We start from the raw sequence: 23456 nt of genomic DNA, 5'->3' as shown, positions 1-23456 counted from the left end.
GGTCCAGTCTTCTTAGCGTCCTCTGCTCTCCTCCGCGAACTCTGCGTTCCAGTCTCTCTTAATCTGGTTGAACTACTCAGCCAGCGACACGCAGACAATTTCTTTGTCATTGCGTGCAAAACAGCATTTCTCAGCAAACGCCGGGTGACTCCAGACGACCGGGCGATTCATGGCAACTGATGTCGGTTCAAGGATCTTGGCCCGCGAGAGTTCCTTGTATCCTTCGCGCGAAAGATCAGCGATGATCAGATTTCCGGTCTCACTCATGATGAAATAGTGCTTGTCGGCTTTCACAACAAACGCTGTCCCGCTGTTGGCTGGGCGACCGTCCGTCGAGATCGGATCCGTTGATTGCCACAGCCGCTGACCAGTCATCAGGTCAACACCGCGGAAGATCCCAGGCTTGCAGTCGGTCCCGTAAATCACGCCATCGACAATCACAGGGGCACTGTTGACAGAAGCCAAACCGCGTTGAGTCGTCCCTTCCCAGATCCGCTTGGCACCGGGTTTCTCCTGGTCGAGTTCAAACACAGCACCAACCGGACCGATCCCGCTGGCGAACAACTTTCCGTCGCTGACCTGCGGCGGCATGATCGACATACCGTAGTCTGGTTTCAGTTTTTCAGTCCAGTAGACTTCGCCGGTCTTGGGATTGAGGCTGTTGAGATTGTCTGCGTCCCAGACAATGAGTTGTTCAACATTAGCGGCCTTCGTGAGAACCGGGGGAGCATAGCCGATTTCACTGGCTGTCAGACCCTTCCAGACTTCTTTCCCGGTCGTCATATCGAGAGCGACAACCACACTCCCCTGCCCTCCTGCGAGTGTGATCACAAGGTTTTCATAGACAAGTGGATGGCTGGCGTAACCCCATTGTGGAACAGGAGCCTTGTATTTCTCAGTCAGTTCCATCGACCACAGCTTCTTGCCAGACTCAGCATCCAGGCAGGCCAGGTGTCCCTGGGCACCCAGTAAAATGACTTTGCCATCAGCAACCGTTGGAGTCGCGCGAGGCCCGTTGGGATAAGAAATGTTGTAAGTGCAGGGATATTTGTATTCCCAGATCGGAACGCCGGTCTTGGCATCCAGACATTGCAGACGCTCGGTCCCTTCGAGCTGATTGCGTTTACCAGGATCAGGCGTCGTATCCCCCGAGGTCAGCTGGTAATCAGAGACATAGACCTTCCCGTTCACGACAGAAGGGCCGGAATATCCCAAGCCCACTGGCTGACGCCAAAGCACCTTCGGCCCAGCTTCAGGAAACTTCTCAATCAGCCCCTGCTCCGTCCACCGGTCATCCCGGTTGGGCCCCATGAACCCAGGCCAGTCTTCAGCCAGACACACATTGGCAAACAACATCGCCGTAACAACTGCTGCGTTTCGAAACATCCATCTCTCCTGTTGGGTCAACACGAATCCGTGCATCTCTACTCAGGATAGACGGCGCAGACAGGCCAGTCCATACAGTCAATTCATGAAGATTCCGCGATTCCCTTGTAGGGTCCGCTGTGCGGACCATCAAACTGCTCGACTTCGAAGGATCGTGTCTAAAAAATTGACCGCACATTACTGTCCGCACAGCGGACCCTACGAAGTTAATGGGCCGGTTTTCGCATCAGAAATTTGACTCGGTTAAAAACCAGCAACGAGAAAACAAACACCGTCACGACCATCATCAGCCAGCCGCGGGTGTTCCAGGAAACATAAATCTGCCCAAGGATAAACAGGCAGCAGACGATACTGATCAGGATCGTTTGGACCGGAGAAAAGCGTTCCGGTTGAGACGAGATCACAATAGGTGGCGTTGTGACTGGCAAAGTGTTGACCGCTGGGACGGGTGTCGGCAGTGAGGCCGCCAGCATGTCTTTTTTCATCTGGCTGATCGCGTCGGCAGGCTCGTGGTGATGGAGGGCCTTTAGGAGTCGCTCGATGCTATCCAGGACGCGGAATGCGTCGTCGAAAGAGAGCGATTTCTGGTGTGCCCACTGGTTACGAAACTCGCGGAGCTCGCTGACCAGACTTCGTTCCAAGTGTCCCAGGGAGTTTCTGAACAAGGCGTTCCAGTGATCCCACATGGTCGTCAGAATCAGCTGAGCATCCCAGTCGATCGTTCCATCGGTCTTTTCCATGCGACGGTGATCGCGAAAGCCGGACTGCAGCCTGACCCGCCAATCGCTTCCGTAAATCGTGCGCAACCGACCTTCGAGATCCGGGCCAACGACCTCAGAAAACAGGCTCAACGATTGACTGATTTGTTCATGATAGGGTTGTTGTGACATGGAACCTGCTGCCCGCACGAATGGTGATCGATGCTCCAGCAATCTTAAGAACGAGGTGTATTGAAGTCCGGAACAAACCTGCCTGCTGCGAATTCTTCACGGGAGAAGATGTCAAATTAGGAGGGTTGTACGGATTGTGCGGGTCGAAATAAAGAAAAGAGCCTCGCAAAACCAATTGCAAGGCTCAAAAAACAAGAGCTGATATCGCCGTGCTTTTACTAGAAGCCGGTCACTTGGCCGTCGCGTCGATTCATCAGTTTATCGAGAACTCCCATGTTGTTTCCATCGATCGTCGCGGGCGTGTGACTGATATTCTCGGAAATGAATTCGACACGTCCGTCCCCCAAAACGACTTGCGCGCCTCCTTTGTGCTGGCTTGCAAGTCCGAATCGACAACCATCGTAATTATTGTTGGCGTTTGAAGTTGCAGGATTTGTGAAGTTGTAGTTATCGACCGTTGGTGTCGCTCCCGGCATTTCGTTTGGATCATTGATCTTCGAAAAGGCCTGAACTCCCCACGTTTTAATATAACCTGGATCACCCGATGAACTGACTGTGGGATCAGACCAGCTACCTTGAGAATCGCCATCGCAGTTGTTATTGATTCCAAACATCACAGCAGCGCCGCACACTCGTTTACGCCGACCGGGATTATTGATTTCCCACGAACGTTCACCAACCAGTATTGTGTTTGAAAGACCATCGGTGACGTCAGCGAATCGGCAGCGAGAGTTCTGCCAGAAGACACCACGTGCGGAATTCCCAATGACGAAAATCGTGTTCGGCCATGTAGCGGTATTATTTGATGGGTTTCCATTTCGGTCGTTGTTGCCAACATAGTTTGACGTCGCAAGAAAACGGTTTGTTCCGAAAGCAAGCTGGTCATTTGTTTGAGGGGCTGTATCCGATGGGCAACGAAATGCTGCAATTCCAGTTTGCATTTGTTGGAGAGCATTCGCGTTGGTAACAGCGTCCTGCATGGTTGGGAATGGCGACAACAGGTCATAAAGCGCTGGTTGTTCAACAAACGGCAGGATCAACATGTTCCAGCTCCAGTTGTAACCTGATCCCGAGCAGGAAGCGTTACGCAGGTCACGGACGTAACCCGGTGGCAGTGTGTTGTAAGTGTCATGGTAATTGTGTAACGCGATCCCAATCTGTTTAAGATTATTTTTGCAGTTTGATCGACGCGCAGCTTCACGCGCCTGTTGGACGGCAGGCAAAAGAATCGCAACTAAGGTTGCGATAATCGCAATGACTACCAATAGCTCGATAAGCGTAAATGCTTTCCTGGCTTGAGCTCTCCGCATGTGTGTACCCCATGGCAAAAAGGATAAAAAATTGAAACTGTCTGCTCGTATGGAAACGACGAAATGAAGACATACGTGCACTCCATTGGTATCTTACAAAGTTGTGAAAAGGTTCGCAATAATAGTGTTACATATTTAAATAAAAGTACGCATATGTGGCAGGATGTAAGTGAGTGTTCACGAAAAACGAAAAAAGCCGCCTCGGTGAAAACCGAGGCGGCTCTTGAGTTTAGGAAAACTGTCGACTGATTGGCTTAGAATTCGCCGGTGACTTGACCGTCGCGACGATTCAGCAATTTGTCGAATGTACCCATTTGTGGTGGGGTTGGTCCGACTTGGTTGCCGTCTGGTGAGTTTGGCTCGTGAGAGATGTTTTCGCTGATGAAGCGAACGCCACCGTCACCCAGGACGACTTGCATTCCACCCTTGTGCTGGCTTGAGTAACCGTACTGACAGGCGTCGTTGTTTCCGCCAGCCGTGTTCGCAAGGCCGGTCGTGATGTCATTTTTGTCATTGATGCGGGCACGACCGCTGGCAAATACGCCTCGGAGGTCAGCGACAGTGTGGGTTGTTCCCCAGACGCCTTCCAGGTTCGTAATCGTTGCGTTCGTGTTTGTTCCGAAAATAATGGCTGCATCACATTGGCGCTTCGTCTGGCCAGGGTTGTTCATTTCCCAGGCACGTTCGCCAACGAGGATGGTATTGGAAAGACCATCGGTAACGTCAGCAAAACGGCAGCGAGAGTTGACCCAGAAAATACCGCGTGCGGCATTCGTCCATTCGAAGACGTCTGCAGTTTGTGTCGCGAAGGCACCGCCGCCACGATCGTTGTTTCCAACATAGTTGGATGTTGCCAGATAACGACCGTTGATGGCGCCCTGTCCTTGAGTCGTGGTTCCACTTGTTTGTGGACCGTTATCAGATGGGCAGCGGTATGTTGCGATTGATGATTCCAACATGTTTTGCGTATTGGTTGGAGTTGTCTGACCGGCTGCAAAAATGATGGTCAGGTTGGCGCCGAGCGTTGCATCGTACAGGGCAGGCTGTTCCATGAATGGCAGGATTTGTGCGCCCCAGCCCCATGAAGAAGCGATGTTTGGAACTGGACCAGCGGCCAAATTGGTGATCGTGCCAGGAGGCAGGGTGTTGTAAGTATCGTGGTAGTTGTGAAGCGCGATACCGAGTTGCTTCAGGTTGTTTTTGCAGCTTGAGCGGCGAGCGGCTTCGCGAGCTTGTTGGACGGCTGGCAGCAGAATGGCAACCAGGGTCGCGATGATGGCAATAACCACCAGCAGCTCAATCAGGGTGAAGCCGTTTTTAGACGCGGGACGGAGCATAGAGGCACCTTTCCGGGGGACCAAAGAAAGAGAAGATGAGTGGCTGAGCGAATATGCGATGTGTGTTTTAGCGCCAGACGGGAGCAGTTCGTAACAGCCGATATCTGATGATACCCTCACCAAAATTTTTTGCGATCAATTTTTCTGAAAAAATGGCAGAATCAGAAAAATTGCGAGGGAGATTTTTTAACAGCGTGGAAACTATTGCCATGTCAGTATTTGCGTAGAATGACTGGCTGTACGTGACCTTGTGTTCCTCGCCGATCGAAATGGAATTGTCATTCTTACAGTCAATTTCTGTGACTGAGAATCGAATTTCAGGCAACCCCCCGTCCGTTGAGCGTTCGTCAGACGGGGGTCGTGTTCCTTCGTCTACAACCCGACACCGTGGCATTTCTTGTATTTCTTACCGCTGCCACAGGGGCACAGGTCGTTTCGGCCAACTTTCGACTGATCATTGACGATTGGATCAACCGCCACATCAGGTGCGCCCAGTTCACGTGGGTTCTCCCTTCGAGGTGCATTTCCTGCTGGAGCCGATCCCGGCATATCGCCGGTCTGTTCCGTCGGCACAGCGTGGGTCGCTGCGGAAATTCTCCACAGAGAACCGACGAATTCTGCACTTTCCTTTTCGATGCGGAAAATTGCCGAAGTGACCTGATTGCGAATCCGATCCCACATCTGCTCGAAGGCTTTCATCCCCTCTCGCTTGTACTCGACTTTCGGGTCCTTCTGAGCATAACCGACCAGCCCAATGCCCGATCGCAGGTGGTCCATATACAGCAGGTGTTCTTTCCAGGCCGTATCGAGGACTTCCAGGATCAGAGAGCGTTCTGTCTGCGAGAACTCCGGGCGATACTTGCGATCAAATGCCTGTAACAACACCTGGTTCAACTCATGCGACGTTCCCTTAGTCAGTTCTGAAGTCGGAATCGTGACCGCCAGATTCGCCTGGGCCCAGTCTGCGATCTGTTGAGCCTGTGCCTGTGACAGATGATCTTTGTTCTCGGGATCGAGTTCGAACTCTTTTCGTTTCGACTCGATCAACGCCAGCATTTCGCCTTTGCGATAGAACCGTGCTGACTCCGCGATCAGTTCTGCTTCGACCTCTGCCTTTTGACCTGCCACATCTTCCGCATCGAGATCCGTTGTCGCAAAGCGAGCGCGACCCCACTGCAGCATTCCGTCGCGGTTGTAATACTCAGGCCCGCGTGTGTCAGACATGAAGTTGGTCATACCGACAGCGACCGGGAAACGGATCTCCTGATCGACGTATTTCTCGCGGATCTTCTTCTGCAGAAGCGGAATAACTGCCGGGGAGTCTTTGCCTTCCAGTTCCGTCAGAGGCACGACAACCGTAAACTGCTGCTGCATCCAGCCGACGAGATTCCGCTTGGGGAAATTCTCTTCCAGGAATTCCTCCAGCATGCTGAAATCGAGCTTCTCCAGCGATTTATTAATCCGCTCCATCAAATGAGTGGTCAGGTCACCGCGTTCAATCTTCTTGAGTTCTCTGTCATTCGTATTCAGGCCATAGCGTCCGTTGACCCAGCGCGACAACGACAGGTAGTTCCAGTCTTTCGCTGGATCGCCGTTGGCTGGCAGAGTCTCTTCGATCTGCTCATTGACCATGTCTTCGGCTTGTCGTGAAGCCTGTTCGCGCAGATGCTGTTCGCAGGACTGTCGATCAAAGCCACGCAGGTCCGCGGCTTCCACATCAATGCCGTGCATGTTCGCCGTCCAGGCAGCGATCGATTCCCAGCGATATTCGCCCGCGAGCATTTCCTTGGTGGTCTTCTCGATCTGCTTGTCGATCATCGTCAAGATGAGAGCACGACAGTTATCCCCATCCAGAATGTTCTGGCGATAGCGGTAGACCCGCTTACGCTGCTCATCCATGACTTCGTCGTACTCGAGCAAATGCTTCCGCTGTTCGAAGTGGTGTTCTTCGCGACGCTTCTGAGCTTTCTCAATCTGGCGAGTCACCATCGGACTTTCGATGGCATCCCCCTCCTGCATACCGAGGCGTTCCATGAGCCACTTGACGGTATCGCCCGCAAAAATCCGCATCATGTCGTCTTCGAGAGACAGGAAGAAGCGGCTCGTTCCCGGATCACCCTGGCGACCTGCACGACCTCGCAACTGCAGGTCGATCCGTCGTGAATCGTGACGCTCAGTCCCGACCACGTGCAGACCGCCCACCTGCTTGACCTCGGCTCCTTCGGTCTTCATTCCTTCGCGTTCCGCGATCACGGCTGTTCGTTCATCCCAGACCGATTTCGGCACGTCCAGACGGGTGCCGTACTGCTCTTTCAGTTCTTCCCAGGCGAGGAACTCCGGATTACCGCCGAGGATAATATCGGTTCCGCGACCAGCCATGTTGGTCGAAATCGTCACCGCCCCTTTGCGTCCTGCCTGCGAGACGATTTCCGCCTCGCGCTCGTGGAACTTCGCGTTCAAAACTTCGTGAGGAATGCCGAACTTGCCGAGTTTATTCGAGAGAAGTTCTGACTTCTCAATCGAAACGGTACCGACGAGAACCGGACGTCCGGTGCCGTGAACCTGCTTGATCTCGTTGACCACCGCATCCCATTTTTCCTTCTGATTGCGGAAGATCGAGTCGGGATAATTGACCCGCTGGGTGGGGCGGTTGGTCGGAACGGCAACGACGTCGAGCTTATAAATCTTGTAAAACTCGTTGGCTTCGGTCATGGCGGTACCGGTCATACCAGCCAGTTTGTTGTACAGCTTGAAGTAGTTCTGCAGGGTGATGGTGGCGAGAGTCTGAGTCGTTTCCTTGATCCGCACCCCCTCTTTGGCTTCGCAGGCCTGGTGCAATCCGTCCGACCACTGTCGGCCGTACATCTTACGACCGGTATGCTCATCGACGATGACGATCTCGCCATTCTCGACGACGTAATCGACGTCCTTCTTCTTCAGGTAAATCGCCTTCAGCGAGTTATCGATCAGGTGTGGCCATTCCATATTGCCCGCTGTGTAGAAGCTGTCGACGTCTGCCAGTTTCTCCGCATGGCGCACCCCTTCTTCGGTCAGGTGGCAGCTGTATTCTTTCTCTTTGACTTCAAAGTGCTCATCCTTCTTCAGCTGGATTGCGACTTTGTGGGCTTTCGCATAGCGTGTCACATCATCGTGAGCCGGCCCCGAAATGATCAGGGGGGTACGGGCTTCATCGATCAGGATGTTGTCGATTTCGTCGACCAGCGCGTAATTCAGCGGCCCCTGGACCTGCTGAAGCTTCGATGGCTTCATGTTGTCGCGGAGATAATCGAAGCCGAATTCGTTGTTCGTTCCGTAGGTAATATCAGCGTCATAAGCAATCTGGCGCTCGCGAGCATCCATCTGCGATTGAATGGCTCCCACGGACAGTCCCAGTCCCAGGTGCAGCGGTCCCATCCATTCCATATCCCGTTTGGCCAGGTAATCGTTGACCGTGACCACGTGAACGGAACCTGCCAAGGCATTCAGATATGACGGCAGGGTCGCGACCAGCGTCTTACCTTCCCCCGTCGCCATTTCCGCAATCATCCCTTTGTGAAGGACCATGCCCCCGACAAGCTGGACGTTGTAGTGACGCATCTTCAAAAAGCGTTTACCCGACTCGCGAGCCGCTGCAAAGGCATCCGGCAGGATGTCATCCAGCGTTTTTCCATCAGCCAGCTGACGACGGAAAATCGCCGTCTTCTCTTTGAGCTCGGTATCCGTGAGCTTCTCATAGTCTGCTTCGAGCTGATTGGTCCGATCCAGGGCAGACCCGCTGACAATCGCGTCTTGACCCGATTTGTCGCGGACAAAGCCGATCTGGCGAACGACCCGGTCGTTCGAGGAGCCGAAGAGACCACGCAGGAAGCGTTCGAAAAAGGCCAGGAGACTGTTGAAGGCGTCGCCGATTTGTTCGAGAAATTCCATGGCGTTTCAATGCGTTCTATCGGGGGGATTTGTAGTTCAATAGACGATGAGAAGTGGTCCCTAACCTGCCCAGACTGCGCCTGGCAGCTGACAGATTGGCAGAAACCACCTCGAAATGGTTCTCGGGCAAAAGGAATGCCCGAATTGTTGAGGATAGTAGACGGCTGCGAATAGCGGAAGTCTATTGATTATGACGGCTGTCCCTCAATGGGGACTTTTCCGCCCTACAGCGGATTCATTTGTGGTTGCTCATGAATCCTGCTAACTCATTACCAGAAAACCTGATATATCATCTGCTGCCGTGTAAAATCAGTCCGCAATCCCCTTCCCTGCACCGCTCACCATCTGATATTCTACGTCGTCAGATGTGACTTTTACAAAAATGGGGGGACGTCAATCAGCATGCCCCCGTTGCGAATGCGATGTCAGCTGATCTGTTCTGGGGACAGGACAACAATCGTTGGTTCGTAACGACGAAAATCACTGACATTGAAGGTCAGGATTTCTGAAATCTGTATCGCCTCCATGACAGCAACCAGATGAGCATCGTGCCCGGGCTTGCCCAGGACCTGATGCTTCAAGACAAGCTCTTTCCAGTACGAAACAGTCTGTTCCGGCTCAAACCGAAGCTTCGCTAATGATTGAAAATCTTCGAGGTATTCCCAAGCCGCATACGGTGTCAGTCCCAATCCATTTTTTGACAGTGGACGAGTTGCTGCGACATAAAATTCGTAAAGACACTGCGGGACAAGCGTCAATTCTTGGTTCTGATCATACAGACGGGACACTGCGTTCATCGTCACGTCATGCAGCGGATCATCGCTCTTGACGATGCGCAGTAAAATGTTCGTATCCAGTAGGCAACTCATTCTTCGTAAAAGCTTTCACGAGAAATACTGACCGGAATGCCCGTCGGCTGATAGCGGGTGCTCAATGCTTTCAAACGCGCATGCCATTGGTCGTGAGCGCTGCTTTGAGAATGCGGCTGAGTCGTCGCAGCTGATCGAGCGATCGTCGCCAGAGGAAGCGATTTATCCATGAGAAGAACTTCATCATTCGGCCCTAGCTGGACAATCAATTCCCGCAGTCTCGTTGCGGCTTCATCGATCTGAACTTCAATGACCATCTTGAGTTCCGGTGGTAAAACTGGTTAACTTTTGTACTTTACGCTCACTCATGGCAGGTGTCTACAACAATATTCGCCTCGGAAAACAGGAGAGACAACGTGGCTTTGGTCCGCGAAGACGAGAAATATCAAACCGGTGAACCGCCCGTGGCAGAGGGGCATTCTGCGGACGTCGTTGTTTCCCCGGATACCCGTCGCGACAACAGGATCCCTCCCGGGCAGGCGCGCACCCGGAAATGGCCAGTGCTGCAGGCCGACATCATTCCGATTGTCGACAAAGACAAATGGACGCTGACCGTCAACGGCCTGGTCGAGCGCCCATTCACCATCAACTGGGAGCAGTTCCAGGCACTTCCCCGGGTGAAAGTCTTTGCCGACTTTCATTGCGTCACCAAATGGTCCCGCCTGGGCAACCTCTGGGAAGGGGTCTCAACAAAAACCATCGCGGAGATGGCTGGAATCAAACCGGAAGCTCAGTTCGTCATCGCTGGCGGTTATGACCCCGTCGGTCAAAACCGCGACTGGACGACCAACCTCCCCCTCGAACATTTCCTGGCCCAGGATGCCCTCCTCGTCGACCTGCACGACGGCCAGCCTCTTTCTGCAGACCACGGCGCACCGGTCCGCCTCATGATCCCCGCCCTCTACGCCTGGAAAAGCGCCAAGTGGCTCAAAACCCTCACCTTCTCCGCCACCAACGACAAAGGCTACTGGGAACAAGCCGGCTACCACGACCTCGGCGACCCCTGGCGTGAACAGCGTTTTCAGGATGATGAGAATATCCCGCCGGGGTTTTATGAGTGAAAGTGACTCACGTCATGACGAACCTTCTGCTTACGCGTGGCAATGCTCTTTTTAAAGTTGACCACACAGAACTCAGCTCAATTGCTGATGTTTATCTGTCGTTGGCAGACGAGACTAGCCTTAAATTTCAGGTTGAATTAGACGATGCGACTCTCTTGCATGATACGGATGAGTTCGAATTTTATTTTGAAGGAAATAAAATACGTGGGTTTATTACTAATATAAACATAAGAAGTCACGCCAAAGACTCAATCGTGTTTATGTCCTCGTCTTTGCCTGTCGAAATTCATCGATCTGGAAGTCAATATTTGTCTTTAGTTGAGTTTGAGTTGTTCAATCTTGATGATATCTGGTCCGAGAAATTTGAATTGGAAGGCGGTCAGAGAATATCGAAGTTCGAGTTTGGGACAAAAGATGTTTTGGTCGAGATAAAATCAACTCCTCAAACACGAGATAACGTCAAGAATCTTAAGAAAAACGGTGGCACACTTAAGACTCACTGTGCGAGAATGCGGCATTCTGGAGGTGGGAATCTAACCCCAGCATTGGTCAAGGATGTGATAACAGATCTGTATTTTGTTTTATCTTTTGCGAAAGGAAACTGGGTATCACCTCCTTATTGCCGTGGCTACTCAAATTCTTCTTCGCTTGAGTGGGAAATGTTAGCCGATGTTGGTCGAAGGTATCGCAACGCAGTGACTTGGTTTGATCCTCAATCAAAGTCTCAGCTTGGAGATCTATTTAGTTGCTATTCAGTATTAAGTGAATCTTGGAAGAAGACACTTCGGAGTACACTGTTTTGGTATATAGAATCCGTAAATGACTATATTTGCTTGGATTCTCGAATTGTACTTGCTCAAGCTGCGTTAGAGCGTATTTCATTTGAGATTTTTGTTGTCTCAGAGAAAACTTATACGGAGAAGAAGTTTAATTCTCTAAAAGCTAGTGATCGATTATGTGAGATGTTTGAATTTCTAAGCATTCCTGCGGACGTCTCTCTTATTCGTAATTTGCTGAAGCCAGAAGAAATACGAAATTGGACAACTTCAGCTGAGGCAATCACAAAAGTAAGGAATTCTATTGTTCACCCCAAAGCAGGTATTAGCGATAAATCCAAATTGCTTTATGAGGTCTGGCGACTGTCATTGTGGTTTTTGGAGTTAACGATTCTTGCTGCTTCTGGCTACAATGGCGTTTATGGTAACAGGTTGGTAAAGCAATATTATGGTGATGTAGAACCTGTGCCTTGGGTGGTTAATTCTTCCGCTCAAAGACAGGCATAACCGCTAAATGGCCTGAGCAATCGCTTTCCCCGTGTCTCCTTAGCTTCCTTTTGTTTTTGAGCGGTGGCTAGCCCAGACTGAAAGAAATCAACACCTGGCTATTCTGGAGGGTTTCACACCCGCGTTGAACACAAGAACACCCTCGCTCCACTGGTCATGTTCGCCTAGAATAAAATGACCCTGCAACGCCCTCGTGAGAACCCTGCATGTCTGCTGTGTCCCCAACAAATTCCATTCCCACCATGACTTGCATGGAAGTCTGGGGTGGCAATACGGCTGCTGAGACCAGCTTTGGAACTCTCGGCATTGAGATTTGGATTCACTCCATTCCCTACCAGCAGGCAGATTCCGGCGGGGATATTCACTATGTCTCCACTTGCTCCAGTGGACGGATCACGCGGCTGCTGGTCGCTGATGTCAGCGGGCACGGCGTCAAGGTCAGCGATCTGGCCGTCAAACTGCGTGGGCTGATGCGTCAGCATATCAACAAGATCGACCAGCGACGTTTTGTCGAAAAGATGAACGAAGACTTCGCCTCCCTGCGTAACATGGGGGGCTTCGCGACGGCGATGGCAACGACGTATCATTCCCCTTCAGCCGAGTTCACCTTCACCAATGCCGGGCATCCGTATGTCCTCTATTATCATCATTGGACCCGCGCCTGGAAGATCATCAATCCAAGTGAATCCCGCTCAAAGCCGGAGAATTCAGAACCCATTTCGGACCTGCCGCTGGGGGTTCTCGAACAGATGAATTACCGTGAGGTCACCCTGCGAGCGGAAGCAGGTGATCTCGCCCTCATCTATACCGACAGTCTGGTCGAATCGAAACGACCCGATGGCAGCATGCTGGGGATTGACGGTTTGCGAGAACTGGTCTCGACATGCGATGCCTCCAGACCCGACTCGCTGATAGGCCAATTGCTGGAGAAAATCCGTCACCTGGCTCCTGGCAATCTGACCGACGACGACACCACGGTCGTCCTGATGCGCAGTCTGGGGAATAAAAGTCGCCCCGGTCTACTGACGATCTTCGCGGCTCCCTTTCGCTTGCTGTGGAAAACCGCGGAGGCGATTGTCAGACGAGAGGCCCTGCCGCTCCCCGACCTGACAGCTCAACCAAAAAAATCCCGTCAGCACCTCGCCCGAACGGGGGCAAAAAACACGGGTGGATGATCCTACCTGATCTCTGCTTTCTTTTGAAAAACGGTGAGGAGCGCAGCGTGATCCGAGGGAAATTTCACGGGATGCTGCGTGATGATCTTCGAATCATTCGACAGCCAGAAGCTTGATTTCAGATAAATGAAGTCAATCCGATCCTGTTCCTGATCAGGAAATCGAGGGCTCCAGGTACTGTCTTTGGCTCGGTCGACAGCAGGATTCCGTTCCCGATAAGTATCCTGAAATCCCGCATCGGTGAGGACATGCGATGTTTTCCAGTCGATTACGCGTTCATATTGGCGGATGGCTTTCTCGGTGTAATCAAGATGCGACATTGAATTGAAGTCCCCTGCGATGATGATCGAGGCATCCGCATATTTGGGATCAGCAAGCCGCTTCGTGATGGCGTCTCGCATGGATGTCAGATCCTTTGCAGAGGGGGCGCATGCTTCCTGCATCTTCGCTTCACTGGTCGTCGCCCTGACATTTGGCAGCCAGATGTCTTCTCCATACGGCAGCCAGATGCTGTAGAACGCGACACGTTGGCCGCTCGGGTGTTCGATGAGCGCTCCAACGCATTTGAATTCCTCGTGCACCGAAATGTCTTCGACAATTGGAAACCGACTGTGAATCGAGACATTGGTCCCGCGTGGATGAAAATGATAGCCCAGGGCCCGGGAAATGATCTCTCCCGAGCCATATGTCTCCTGCATCGCCACGAGATCCGCCTGCGACTCCCTGATCACGTTAACCACCCGCTCCGGACCGACGACTTCTCCATCGTCCCGTCCCCCGTGAAGAATGTTCCACGACATGACTCTCAGGACGGGCGTCTCGACTTTGTCTTCTGCCAGCACACTGGTCTGGGTAACGACAATTGCCAGCAATGCCATGCGGAAGAAGATGCGTTTCATCGCGACGAACCTCTTGGAGTGATTCTGGGAAGGAGCGGAGTCGGCCAGGCCCGCTCCTATTCTGCCGAAATCTCGAATCATTGTCGATTTGCGTCTTCGTCGTTCGATAACATGAGGATCTTAAAACTTCAACTGGAGTCACTCATGGACATCGGCGCCGCAGCAACCGCAACCAGTCAAATCCACGAACTCAGCCTCTCTCGTCTCATTGATGTTCCGAAAGAAAAGCTCTACGCCGCCTGGACGAATGCCAAACTCATCGAGCAGTGGTGGTGTCCAAGGCCCTGGACGACGAAGAACGCCGTCATCGATTTCCGCCCCGGCGGCAGCCTGTCGATGATGATGCACGGCCCCGATGGCGAGTCGGTCCCCTGCGTCGGCATCTTCCTCGAAATCGTCCCGAACCAGAAGATCGTCTTCACCGACGCCTTCAGCTCCGCCTGGGTTCCGTCCGGCAAAGCCTTCATCGTCGCGACGATCACTTTCGCCGACGAAGCCGGGCAGACTCGCTATCACGTCGTCATTCATCACTGGTCCGAAGAAGACAAGAAACAACACGAAGCCATGGGCTTTGAACAAGGCTGGAACGCTGGTATCGACCAGCTCGTCGAAGTCGCCCGTTCACTGTAAGTAGAAGTGCTTCTTTTAATGTCATAAGCGATTTGAGTCATCCATGCAGCAAATCACCTGGAACGACTTCGAACAGGTCGAACTCCGCGTCGGCACGATCGTCGAAGTCCATGATTTCCCCAAAGCCCGTAAACCCGCCTACATCCTCCACGTCGACTTCGGCAGCGAACTGGGCATCCGCAAATCGTCCGCCCAGATCACTGTCCATTACACGAAGGAATCCCTCCTCGGCAAACAGGTCCTCGGCGTCGTCAATTTCCCACCCAAACAGATCGGCCCCATCCAGTCCGAATGCCTCATCACCGGCTTCTATCGAGAAGACGGCAGCGTCATCCTCGCCATCCCGGATCAGTCGATGCCAAACGGCAGCAAACTCGGGTAGCGTGAGCGAAATGTTTGACACAGAGTTCACAGATCCCACCGAGACGAAGACCATTTGCCACCTGCGCGGACTACGCATGCAGCTCCCCGTCGAGTAAATCAACGCTCTCCACCGGGCCGGCAACGAGTGATGTTGCCCGTTTTGATCATAAGATGATAGAACTTCCGCTTCTGATTCACTTTAAGAAGATACCGGATTACACCACAGAGGCACGGAGGCCACGGAGGGAAGATAAAAGTTCTCTCTTCTGATCTCTGTGTACTCCGTACCTCTGTGGTTAATTCCTTCTTTGTTTTTGAAACGCCACTCGGATTGTGGCGTGCGTTGACGAGATGGAACTCATGCGCGGTTACTTTCTGAACATCGTTTACTTCGGCATCCTGTTGATCGCGATACCGGTTCTGCTGTGGCGCGCGTTTCGACTCGGCAAATACCGTCAAGGCTGGCCCGAGAAACTGTGGGGGCGGGTCCCGGTTCGCGAGAATCTGCACAGGCCCGCAGCCTGGTTTCATGCCGTCAGCGTCGGCGAAGTCCTGCAGCTGCAGCGTCTGGTCAAGGAATTTCAGGGGCGTCACCAAGGCTGGGACGTCGTCATCACGACCACCACCTCGACTGGTTATCAGGTCGCTGTCGAAAAATTCCCGACCTGCCATGTCTCTTATTTCCCCCTCGATTTCACCTGGGCCGTTTCCCGGGCTCTTGATCGCTTTCAACCCTCGGTTCTGGCCCTCGTCGAACTGGAGCTCTGGCCGAATCTGATCAACGAAGCCAAACGACGCGGCGTGAGCGTCTGCATCGTCAACGGACGGTTGAGCGAAAAAAGTTTCAAAGGTTATGCCCGCCTGAAACGCATGCTCGCACCGACGATGTCGCAGATCGACCTCGTCCTTGCACAGAACGCAGAGTACGCAGAACGCTTCCGCGCCCTTGGCGCACCTGCTGCCCGAGTCCAGGTCACCGGCTCGATCAAGTTCGACGGCGTCACTCTCACCTGCGATCCCCTCAAGCTCGCCAGTCTCAAGCAAAGTTTCCAGCTGAACGATGCATCGCCTGTCTTCATGGCGGGCAGTACGCATCCGCCGGAAGAGGAAATCGCGATCCTGGCCTGGCAGAAGGTCCGTGAAACGTATCCCGATCTCAAACTGCTCCTCGTCCCTCGCCACGCAGAACGTTTCGACGAAGTTGCCAGCCTCGTCAAATCGTATGATGTCACCCTCATCCGTCGCAGCCAGCCCAATGAGATTCACCGCGGCTCGAAATCGGGAACCGTTCTGCTTCTCGATACGCTCGGCGAACTCACAACCACCTGGGGACTGGCCGACATCGCCTTCGTCGGCGGCTCGATCACACAGCGTGGCGGGCAGAACATGATCGAGCCCGCAGCCCTGAAAAAGCCTGTCCTTCTTGGCCCCAACGTCTGGAACTTCTCGCAGATCGCAGGTGAACTTCTCGAAGTAAAAGCCGCGGTGACGGTTCTGAATGAAGAAGAAATTGTCGAACAATTGCTGACGTTGCTCTCCGATCCCAAACTCGCTATGAGCATGGGGCAAGCCGGTCAATCCGTCGTCGTGAAGCATCAGGGAGCCGTTGCGAAAACGCTGGATGCGATTGACCATCTCCTGCCAGCTGAGCGATCAGAGAGACGGGCCGCGTAAATGGACGCGGATTTTCCTGCTCATTTGCCGCCATCACGGGACGTCCAGATTCCCTGAGAAACTGTTTGATAAATCGTTGCTCGACGTTCGGATACCTGATCAGCGAGCGATATGGGAGGGCGAACCTCCGTGTGAGCCGCTCCTTTGCGTTGCGAAACGTAAGCTGTGAGATTGACTTCGGTGGCCTCGACGTTTGCAAGCCACGGCACATCATTCAATGTTGATTCGCTGTTGAACCATTGCAACGCGGGACAGCGGCTCGGACGGAGCCTCGCCCTCTCTGACACGCCGTCTGGATTTTTCTAACACCCTCTCGCTGGGCGACTCCCTGAAATTTTACTGCTCGTTGGGTTGACATTGCTTTTCGTCGCGAATCGGACCCGCTACACTTTTGGCTTGCTGGCCTGTTCACGATGACGGCCAGACGTTTGCCCGACAGGGGCTTTGCTCGCAGCCGTTTACGAAAGGGGATGCTGACTCGCTTCAGCGCCAAAAGAGAGTTTATGCCGAAGTACGTTTTCACCAGTGAATCGGTCAGCATGGGCCACCCGGACAAGGTTTCCGATCAGGTGTCCGATGGCGTTCTGGATGCTCTGCTGGCTCAGGACCCGATGTCTCGCTGTGCCTGCGAAACGCTGTGCACCACCGATTTCCTGCTGCTGGCTGGTGAAATCCGCACCTCTGCCAAAGTTGATTATGAGAAGATCGCCCGCGAAGTCGTCAAAGACATCGGCTACACCAGCGACGACATCGGCTTCAACGCCTCAACCTGCGAAGTCGTCATCAAGCTGCACGAGCAAAGCGCAGACATCGCTCAAGGGGTCGATGCCGACGGTGCCGGCGACCAGGGTCTGATGTTCGGCTACGCCTGCAACCAGACTCCTGAATACATGCCCGTTCCCATCGCCCTGTCTCACCGCATCCTCAACAAGCTGACCGAAGTCCGCCAGAACGGCGTCGTCAACTGGCTGCGACCAGACAGCAAAAGCCAGGTCAGCGTCGTTTACGACAACGGCGTGCCTGTCGGAATCGATGCCGTTGTTGTGTCAACTCAACACTCCGAAGGCGTCGAGAACAAAGAGATCCATGAGTTCGTCACCAACGAAATCATCAAGAAAGAAGTTCCCGCTCAATTCCTGACCGGCAACACCAAATACCACATCAACCCAACCGGCAAGTTCATCATCGGCGGTCCTCACGGCGATACCGGCCTGACCGGTCGCAAGATCATCGTCGACACTTACGGCGGCTGGGGCCGTCACGGCGGCGGTGCATTCTCCGGTAAGGACAGCACCAAAGTCGACCGTTCAGCAGCTTATGTTGCACGTTACGTTGCCAAGAACATCGTTGCAGCCGGTCTTGCCACCGACTGCGAAGTCCAACTGGCCTACGCCATCGGCGTCGCTGACCCGGTCAGTATCCGTGTCGACACTTTCGGCACCAACACCGTCGACGAAACAAGCATCGAACGAGCCGTCCGCGAGATCTTCCAACTGACGCCACAAGGCATCATCAAGTCTCTGGAACTGCGTCGCCCGATCTTCCGCAAGACCGCTTCCGGTGGTCACTTCGGCCGCAACGACCCAGACTTCACCTGGGAAAAAACCGACAAGGCCTCCGCCCTCCGCCAAGCCTGCGGCCTCTCAGCCGAAGTTCCCCCCGTCAAATTCATCCTCGCCTAACCCCGTCCCTTCTCCCCCCGGGAGAAGGTGGCCGAAGGCCGGATGAGGGCAACGCGCCAACAATCGTCCCCATTCATAAGGGCCATTGAGGGCAGCTCACCACATCATTCCGAATGCCTTTCGCCGCGTTGATAACATCTCCAAAGCGTGTCACCTCCCAAGGCGACACGCTTTTTTTTACGCAACTCCGTCTTACCCAAAGTCCCGCAACCCGATACCCTCTGCGACTTGTTCCTGTTTGTCGTGGAGACTGATTTTGTTCGCTCGTGACCGATTGATTGTTCTGAAAGGCTTCCTCGCCGCGTCACTGCTCGTGACGTTGGTTCTGATGGTCAGTTTCCTGCTGATCACTCTACTCTCTGCTCGCGTCTTTGATCCATCCCCGGTACCCGTCGTGTTGGGGCTCGCAGGGTTGCTGGTGCTCAGCGAAATCGGGTTGTCGTTCGGCATACAGACTCGCCCCTTCACGCTGGCAGTCCTCACTTACGACGTGACGATTTCCTCTTCCAGCCAGTCATACGCCTACCAGTTCATCGTCCGCTGTCTCGTCTTCTCGACGTTAATTCTGGCGGCGGTTTCGATTGGCCATACTTTCTGGTGGGGAGTTTTGACGCCGCTGCTGCTTTACTCTCTGGCAACCCTCGCGAGCACGAAAGCAAAGCCCGCAGAGGATTCAACAAGCCTGGACGTCGTTCAGACGCCAATCGAACCAGATGACGAGCCCATCCAGGAAAGCAACGACGATGACGCGTCCCTCAAGCTGACCCGTCGCATTCGCACGCTCGATACCAGCCAGCTCGACGAGATCGAAGCCCTCATCCGCTTCGAATTCGCAGCCGATGAGGATCTCCGCATTATTCATCTCCCGATCCACCCTCCCCTGCCTTCCACACCAGAAGTCGATGTCGAACTGGCCGCTGGCGAAAATTGCCGGGTGAATGTCACAGATACGAAAAGTTATGGGGTCCGAATCGAGATCAAGCGAAGTCGTTCGACAACATCGGCAAAAGTCGAACTGGCTGTTTTAATTTATTCGGAAGTCGGTTCATCAGCCGTCGCGTAAAGCTCAATCCTGGCTGAAGTTAAGAGCGATTGACCGACGTTCAAAGACTGGAACTCAATTTCCAGCAGGTTGTTCGGCTCTAATTGCTCGGTCAAATCGACAGCGTTCCAGTTTTTACGCACCGAGAGAAGCTGTTCTGACGGGATAATACGCCCATTGATGCTCACTTTTGACGAGTCAAAAAGTCCCTCAAAACCGAGCAATACCCGCTCGTTGGACAGATTGGTAGGGCAGCCGAAGCGTCGTCTCAAAATGACTGACCGCGTGTCAGGTGGGAGAGGTTCGGCGATTTGCGCTGGTAGTTGGATGGTTGTTTCGACATCTTTGGACGGATTGCCAGTTAAAATGGAGAATTTCCACGGACCCGCCAAGCGAATGATGTGATTTGGTTCCGGGTGTGAGGATTCGTAGCGATTCATTATTTACAAATCCACATTTCGATGAAATGATTACTCAAGACGACCTGTTTTGCCAAGATTGAAGGAATTCAATCCAGGGGGAAACGCTGATGTGTCCCGATTGTCTGCGGGCTGCTTGGCGTTAGCAATGATGGTCGTTGAGAAAAGTACGGAGGCTCTTCTGCCGGTCTACGGAGAGGCCTCGCTGTTTAGGCTGGGGCATCAGAAATGGTGCGCGGATCAAACTGATACCGCCCTAATAGGCGAATCCAGGCATAGATTGAAAGCACATGCACATCAAAGCAAGCGAGTCGACCCTCCTGGAAGCCCCCGGTGGTGAACTCAAAACCGTCTTCAGTAAACGCACTGCCCGCCTGACGGGTGTCCGCATGATCGCCTCCGGCAGTTATGTGCCGGACAACATGATCACCAGCGAGTCGATGGAACAACGCCTGGGTCTCGAACCCGGCTGGGCCAAACAACGGACCGGCATCCTTGAACGCCGCCACGTCTCCGACGGTCAGGCGACGAGCGATCTGGCTGTGGAAGCAGGTCGACGTGCCCTCCACAATGCAGGTCTTGCGCCCGAGCAAATCGACCTGCTGGTCGTTGGAACCTTCACGCCAGACTACCTCTGCCCCTCCACAGCGAACCTCGTCCAATACCGACTCGGCGTGGATGCACCTGCGTTCGACATCGCTGCCGCCTGCTCGGGTTTCATGTACGCCATGGCGACTGCTGCTCAATACATCGCGACCGGCAATGCCCGTTATGCGATGGTCATCGGAGCAGATACCAACAGCCGCATCGTCAATCAGAACGATCCCAAGATCGCTCCCCTGTTTGGCGATGGGGCAGGTGCGGTCATCCTGACTCAGGGACATCAGCAGCAAGGGCTCGTCGCGTACCAACTCGGTTCCGATGGCTCTGGCGGCCCGATGCTCTACCGACACACCGGCGGTTCGATGAACGAATTGACTCCCGAGTCGCTGGCGCAGGGCCGACATTACCTGCAAATGGACGGCCGCAACGTCTTCAAATGGGCCGTCCGCGCCGTCGCTGAAACAATGCAGATCGTCGCAGAAGCAGCCGAGATCTCACTGGAAGACGTCGACTACTACCTGCTCCATCAAGCCAACATGCGAATCCTGGATGCGACCTGCAAGGCGCTGGGCATCTCGAACGAGAAACTGATCAACAACCTCGACCGCTACGGCAACACCTCCGCCGCCTCGATCCCGCTCTTGATCGACGAACTGATGCAAGCCGGCCGCCTGGAAACTGGCGACACCCTCATGATGTCCGGCTTCGGCGGCGGACTGACATGGGGAACAGGGCTGTTTCGCTGGTAAGGTTCGGACTGGAACGCAGAACACGCTGAGAGTAAGTGTCAATGCGTCACAACGAGATGTTGCTTTCCCTTTTTCTGTTTTGTTGAAATGCCGGTTAATTTGATGATCGGCATACCAAGTGTCTGACAGACTTCACTTGGGTTTTGTGCGAAGATTTGAAGTAATCGAAGCGATGCCCCACTAGGTTGTCGGGCACCTTGCTCCCAACTCTGGATAGTCTTCGTTGATACGCTAAGCATTTTTGCAAACACCGCTTGCGACATACCCGTTTGTTGTCGGAGTTGTTGAAGCGTATGTCCGTCGATAGATGGTGGATCATCCGGAATGATCGTTTGCTTCAACGTGATCTCGCCACGTGCATGAGAAATTGCTTCTTCAAGCCCGGATTTGACGCTCTCGAAAAAATTTGGTTTTGCTGGCATTGTTGGAGGCCTTACTTCGGGTTATTCCGGAGTGCTTCTTCTTTGAGTGTTTTGGCGAGCGAGGCAAAGACTTTCTTCTGGTCTGGTGTCAGATCGTCAGCTTCATCTTTGTCATATCCATAAATGAGGTAAATCCATCTCACTTCTGGAATATGGTAATAGATAATACGGACACCTCCTCGCTTGCCTTTGCCACGCTTGGGATCAGAGAATCGTATCTTTCTCAAGCCTCCGCAACCGGGCATAACTGTCCCTGCCTGCGGATTTTCCTTGAGATAATGCTGAAACACTGAATACTCGTCATCGGTGAAGATTTTCGTTACCCAAGATGTGAAAGCTCTAATTTCGAGTAGCGATGCATTCATGATACGCGACTCCTACTCAGTGGGATAGCCTATTTCGTTTCGCTCTTTGTGTATGCTTCCCGCTCCGCCATCCCCATCAGCGGTAACTCTCCGTCGGCTCTGACCGGCTTCGGCGTCCACCAGACGTCCAGCGGCATGCCGTCGGCTGAGTTGCGGACGAGGAAGTAGATCACGGTGGACGTACTCCAAAACAAGCTCACACCCAGGCCGCAGAAGATGAGGAAGATGACTTCGAACCAGGGTTGCAGCGGGGCGACGGTTTGAGATGGAAAGTTGGTTCCTTCTTCCAGAATCGTGCGGACGGTGCCTGCGAACAGGAACGCGAACTGGTACAGGAAATTGAGGACAAACAGCGACCCGAACAGCATCAATAAATAGTAAACGCCGCGGTTCAGAATGTAGTGATAACTTCGACTGAAGGCATCAAACCCATCGCAGCGGTCGGTCCCCGTCGACGCCACGACCAGCGGGAAACTGAGGACGATGCACCACAGAATCAACGCGAGCGGAAAGCTGAGCAGCATGACGAACGACGTCGCAGCCGGTCCGATGATATCGATCCCCGAAAGCCGTCCGACCAGCCAAGTCATGCCCCAGAGAACGAAAGCCATTCCGCCCGGCAAAAGGACCGCGCTCGAAACTTTCAGGCAGTTCCGGTAGGCATATCCGAACGCAGCGTTGACCCCCATCCTCTCCCCTGTCGCGAATTCACACGCTGCCATCCGCGTCAGCATGACACCGAAAAAGCACCACAGCGCGATGGCGAGAATCGCCGTCACCAGCAATTCCGCCATCGAGCGAGTTGTGATGGGGATCGAGAAAAATTCTGCGAAGTTCGAAATCGACTGTTTGAAACTCGTCAGCGGCAGCAGCAGCGACTCGGTGGCTTCCAGTCGTCGATCGCTGAGTGGTTGGCTATGGACGAGAGTGTCATAAAACGTCTGGCTGTGAATCAGGTAGAGGTTTTCAAACGACAACTCCTCCGGACTGCTGATCTGGACGCGGGGAGGCAGATCTGAAATAGAAGAGCGGTCTGCATAAGGATTCACAAACGGAATGACCGAAAACAGGAACGCCACGACCGCCCCGACCAGCATTTTCCGCCAGTCAAACGCGATTCCCCAGATCCTCAGCAGATGCAAAACAGGAAACCAGCGACGCAGGCGGGCCCAGTCCGTGATGACAAACTCTTCCTGAAGCGGGGGCTGAGGGCGTTCGAGCATGGCCTGTCCTGCAATTTTCAATCAGTGAACCAGAAGCCGGTGGAAGGGGTCACGTTAGCGGAGGCGACTCAAAACCGGCAAGCCAGATCGGCACAGGTCATCGATCTCCGCTCAAATTTCACTGAAAAATCGCAGTCGTCGACTTGG

General features: G+C 53.5%; 21 protein-coding genes. 9 read left to right on the top strand and 12 right to left on the bottom strand.

Annotation, left to right across the window (positions count from 1 at the left end):
- Window positions 1–72: 72 nt before the first annotated feature.
- The 7 genes from SH248x_RS10635 to SH248x_RS10605 form a co-directional block, all read right to left on the bottom strand.
- A complete protein-coding gene (locus tag SH248x_RS10635) occupies window positions 73–1386 on the bottom strand; it encodes a PQQ-binding-like beta-propeller repeat protein (RefSeq protein ID WP_459558521.1) in 1314 nt (437 codons plus the stop codon).
- Between the two features lie 206 nt (window positions 1387–1592).
- Entirely contained in the window at window positions 1593–2276 is a 684-nt protein-coding gene (locus SH248x_RS10630) for a Swt1 family HEPN domain-containing protein (protein WP_459558520.1), read from the bottom strand.
- Between the two features lie 218 nt (window positions 2277–2494).
- Complete coding sequence (locus SH248x_RS10625; RefSeq protein WP_459558519.1) at window positions 2495–3586, bottom strand: DUF1559 family PulG-like putative transporter; 1092 nt, start codon at window positions 3584–3586, stop codon at window positions 2495–2497.
- A gap of 254 nt (window positions 3587–3840) precedes the next feature.
- On the bottom strand, window positions 3841–4923 hold the full coding sequence (locus SH248x_RS10620) for a DUF1559 family PulG-like putative transporter (protein ID WP_459558518.1): 1083 nt from the start codon (window positions 4921–4923) through the stop codon (window positions 3841–3843).
- A 372-nt stretch (window positions 4924–5295) separates the two neighbouring features.
- A complete protein-coding gene (gene secA / locus SH248x_RS10615) occupies window positions 5296–8850 on the bottom strand; it encodes a preprotein translocase subunit SecA (RefSeq protein WP_459558517.1) in 3555 nt (1184 codons plus the stop codon).
- A gap of 425 nt (window positions 8851–9275) precedes the next feature.
- Entirely contained in the window at window positions 9276–9719 is a 444-nt protein-coding gene (locus SH248x_RS10610) for a type II toxin-antitoxin system VapC family toxin (RefSeq protein WP_459558516.1), read from the bottom strand.
- Entirely contained in the window at window positions 9716–9976 is a 261-nt protein-coding gene (locus SH248x_RS10605) for a hypothetical protein (RefSeq protein ID WP_459558515.1), read from the bottom strand. The genes SH248x_RS10610 and SH248x_RS10605 overlap by 4 nt, the downstream gene beginning before the upstream one ends.
- Window positions 9977–10075: 99 nt before the next feature.
- Between SH248x_RS10605 and SH248x_RS10600 the strand changes: the two genes are divergently transcribed.
- From SH248x_RS10600 to SH248x_RS10590, 3 genes are all read left to right on the top strand, one after another.
- Entirely contained in the window at window positions 10076–10780 is a 705-nt protein-coding gene (locus SH248x_RS10600; protein WP_459558514.1) for a molybdopterin-binding protein, read from the top strand.
- Window positions 10781–10794: 14 nt separating this feature from the next.
- Window positions 10795–12063: a hypothetical protein gene (locus SH248x_RS10595; RefSeq protein WP_459558513.1), complete on the top strand. Its 1269-nt coding sequence runs from the start codon at window positions 10795–10797 to the stop codon at window positions 12061–12063.
- A 206-nt stretch (window positions 12064–12269) separates the two neighbouring features.
- Window positions 12270–13238 (top strand): PP2C family protein-serine/threonine phosphatase, encoded by a 969-nt coding sequence (locus SH248x_RS10590; protein WP_459558512.1) that lies wholly within the window; start codon window positions 12270–12272, stop codon window positions 13236–13238.
- 2 nt (window positions 13239–13240) lie between these two features.
- On the opposite strand, the gene SH248x_RS10585 is transcribed toward SH248x_RS10590, so the two are convergent.
- On the bottom strand, window positions 13241–14137 hold the full coding sequence (locus SH248x_RS10585; RefSeq protein WP_459558511.1) for an endonuclease/exonuclease/phosphatase family protein: 897 nt from the start codon (window positions 14135–14137) through the stop codon (window positions 13241–13243).
- A 144-nt stretch (window positions 14138–14281) separates the two neighbouring features.
- Between SH248x_RS10585 and SH248x_RS10580 the strand changes: the two genes are divergently transcribed.
- From SH248x_RS10580 to SH248x_RS10560, 5 genes are all read left to right on the top strand, one after another.
- Entirely contained in the window at window positions 14282–14767 is a 486-nt protein-coding gene (locus tag SH248x_RS10580) for an SRPBCC family protein (protein ID WP_459558510.1), read from the top strand.
- Between the two features lie 43 nt (window positions 14768–14810).
- A complete protein-coding gene (locus SH248x_RS10575) occupies window positions 14811–15149 on the top strand; it encodes a tRNA-binding protein (protein ID WP_459558509.1) in 339 nt (112 codons plus the stop codon).
- 341 nt (window positions 15150–15490) lie between these two features.
- Entirely contained in the window at window positions 15491–16804 is a 1314-nt protein-coding gene (locus tag SH248x_RS10570; protein WP_459558508.1) for a 3-deoxy-D-manno-octulosonic acid transferase, read from the top strand.
- Window positions 16805–17307: 503 nt separating this feature from the next.
- Complete coding sequence (gene metK / locus SH248x_RS10565; protein WP_459558507.1) at window positions 17308–18486, top strand: methionine adenosyltransferase; 1179 nt, start codon at window positions 17308–17310, stop codon at window positions 18484–18486.
- 256 nt (window positions 18487–18742) lie between these two features.
- Complete coding sequence (locus tag SH248x_RS10560; RefSeq protein WP_459558506.1) at window positions 18743–19549, top strand: hypothetical protein; 807 nt, start codon at window positions 18743–18745, stop codon at window positions 19547–19549.
- Here SH248x_RS10560 and SH248x_RS10555 read toward each other — a convergent pair.
- On the bottom strand, window positions 19516–19968 hold the full coding sequence (locus tag SH248x_RS10555; protein ID WP_459558505.1) for a hypothetical protein: 453 nt from the start codon (window positions 19966–19968) through the stop codon (window positions 19516–19518). The genes SH248x_RS10560 and SH248x_RS10555 overlap by 34 nt on opposite strands.
- 269 nt (window positions 19969–20237) lie before the next feature.
- Between SH248x_RS10555 and SH248x_RS10550 the strand changes: the two genes are divergently transcribed.
- Window positions 20238–21299 carry a 3-oxoacyl-ACP synthase III family protein gene (locus SH248x_RS10550; protein WP_459558504.1) on the top strand — a complete coding sequence of 354 codons (1062 nt, stop codon included), beginning with the start codon at window positions 20238–20240 and terminating at the stop codon, window positions 21297–21299.
- A 38-nt stretch (window positions 21300–21337) separates the two neighbouring features.
- Here SH248x_RS10550 and SH248x_RS10545 read toward each other — a convergent pair whose 3' ends face one another.
- The 3 genes from SH248x_RS10545 to SH248x_RS10535 are packed head-to-tail and all read right to left on the bottom strand — an operon-like array spanning window position 21338 to window position 23309.
- A complete protein-coding gene (locus SH248x_RS10545; RefSeq protein ID WP_459558503.1) occupies window positions 21338–21721 on the bottom strand; it encodes a helix-turn-helix domain-containing protein in 384 nt (127 codons plus the stop codon).
- Between the two features lie 11 nt (window positions 21722–21732).
- Window positions 21733–22086 (bottom strand): type II toxin-antitoxin system RelE/ParE family toxin, encoded by a 354-nt coding sequence (locus SH248x_RS10540; protein ID WP_459558502.1) that lies wholly within the window; start codon window positions 22084–22086, stop codon window positions 21733–21735.
- A 29-nt stretch (window positions 22087–22115) separates the two neighbouring features.
- Window positions 22116–23309, bottom strand: coding sequence for a hypothetical protein (locus SH248x_RS10535; protein ID WP_459558501.1), 1194 nt, complete (start codon window positions 23307–23309; stop codon window positions 22116–22118).
- Window positions 23310–23456 lie beyond the last annotated feature (147 nt).

Origin of the sequence: Lacunimicrobium album, from assembly GCF_052161635.1 — a bacterium.
In the GTDB taxonomy this organism is placed as follows: domain Bacteria; phylum Planctomycetota; class Planctomycetia; order Planctomycetales; family Planctomycetaceae; genus SXPC01.
Note: the sequence above shows the minus strand (reverse complement) of the source record. Positions and strands in the feature narration are given on the sequence as shown.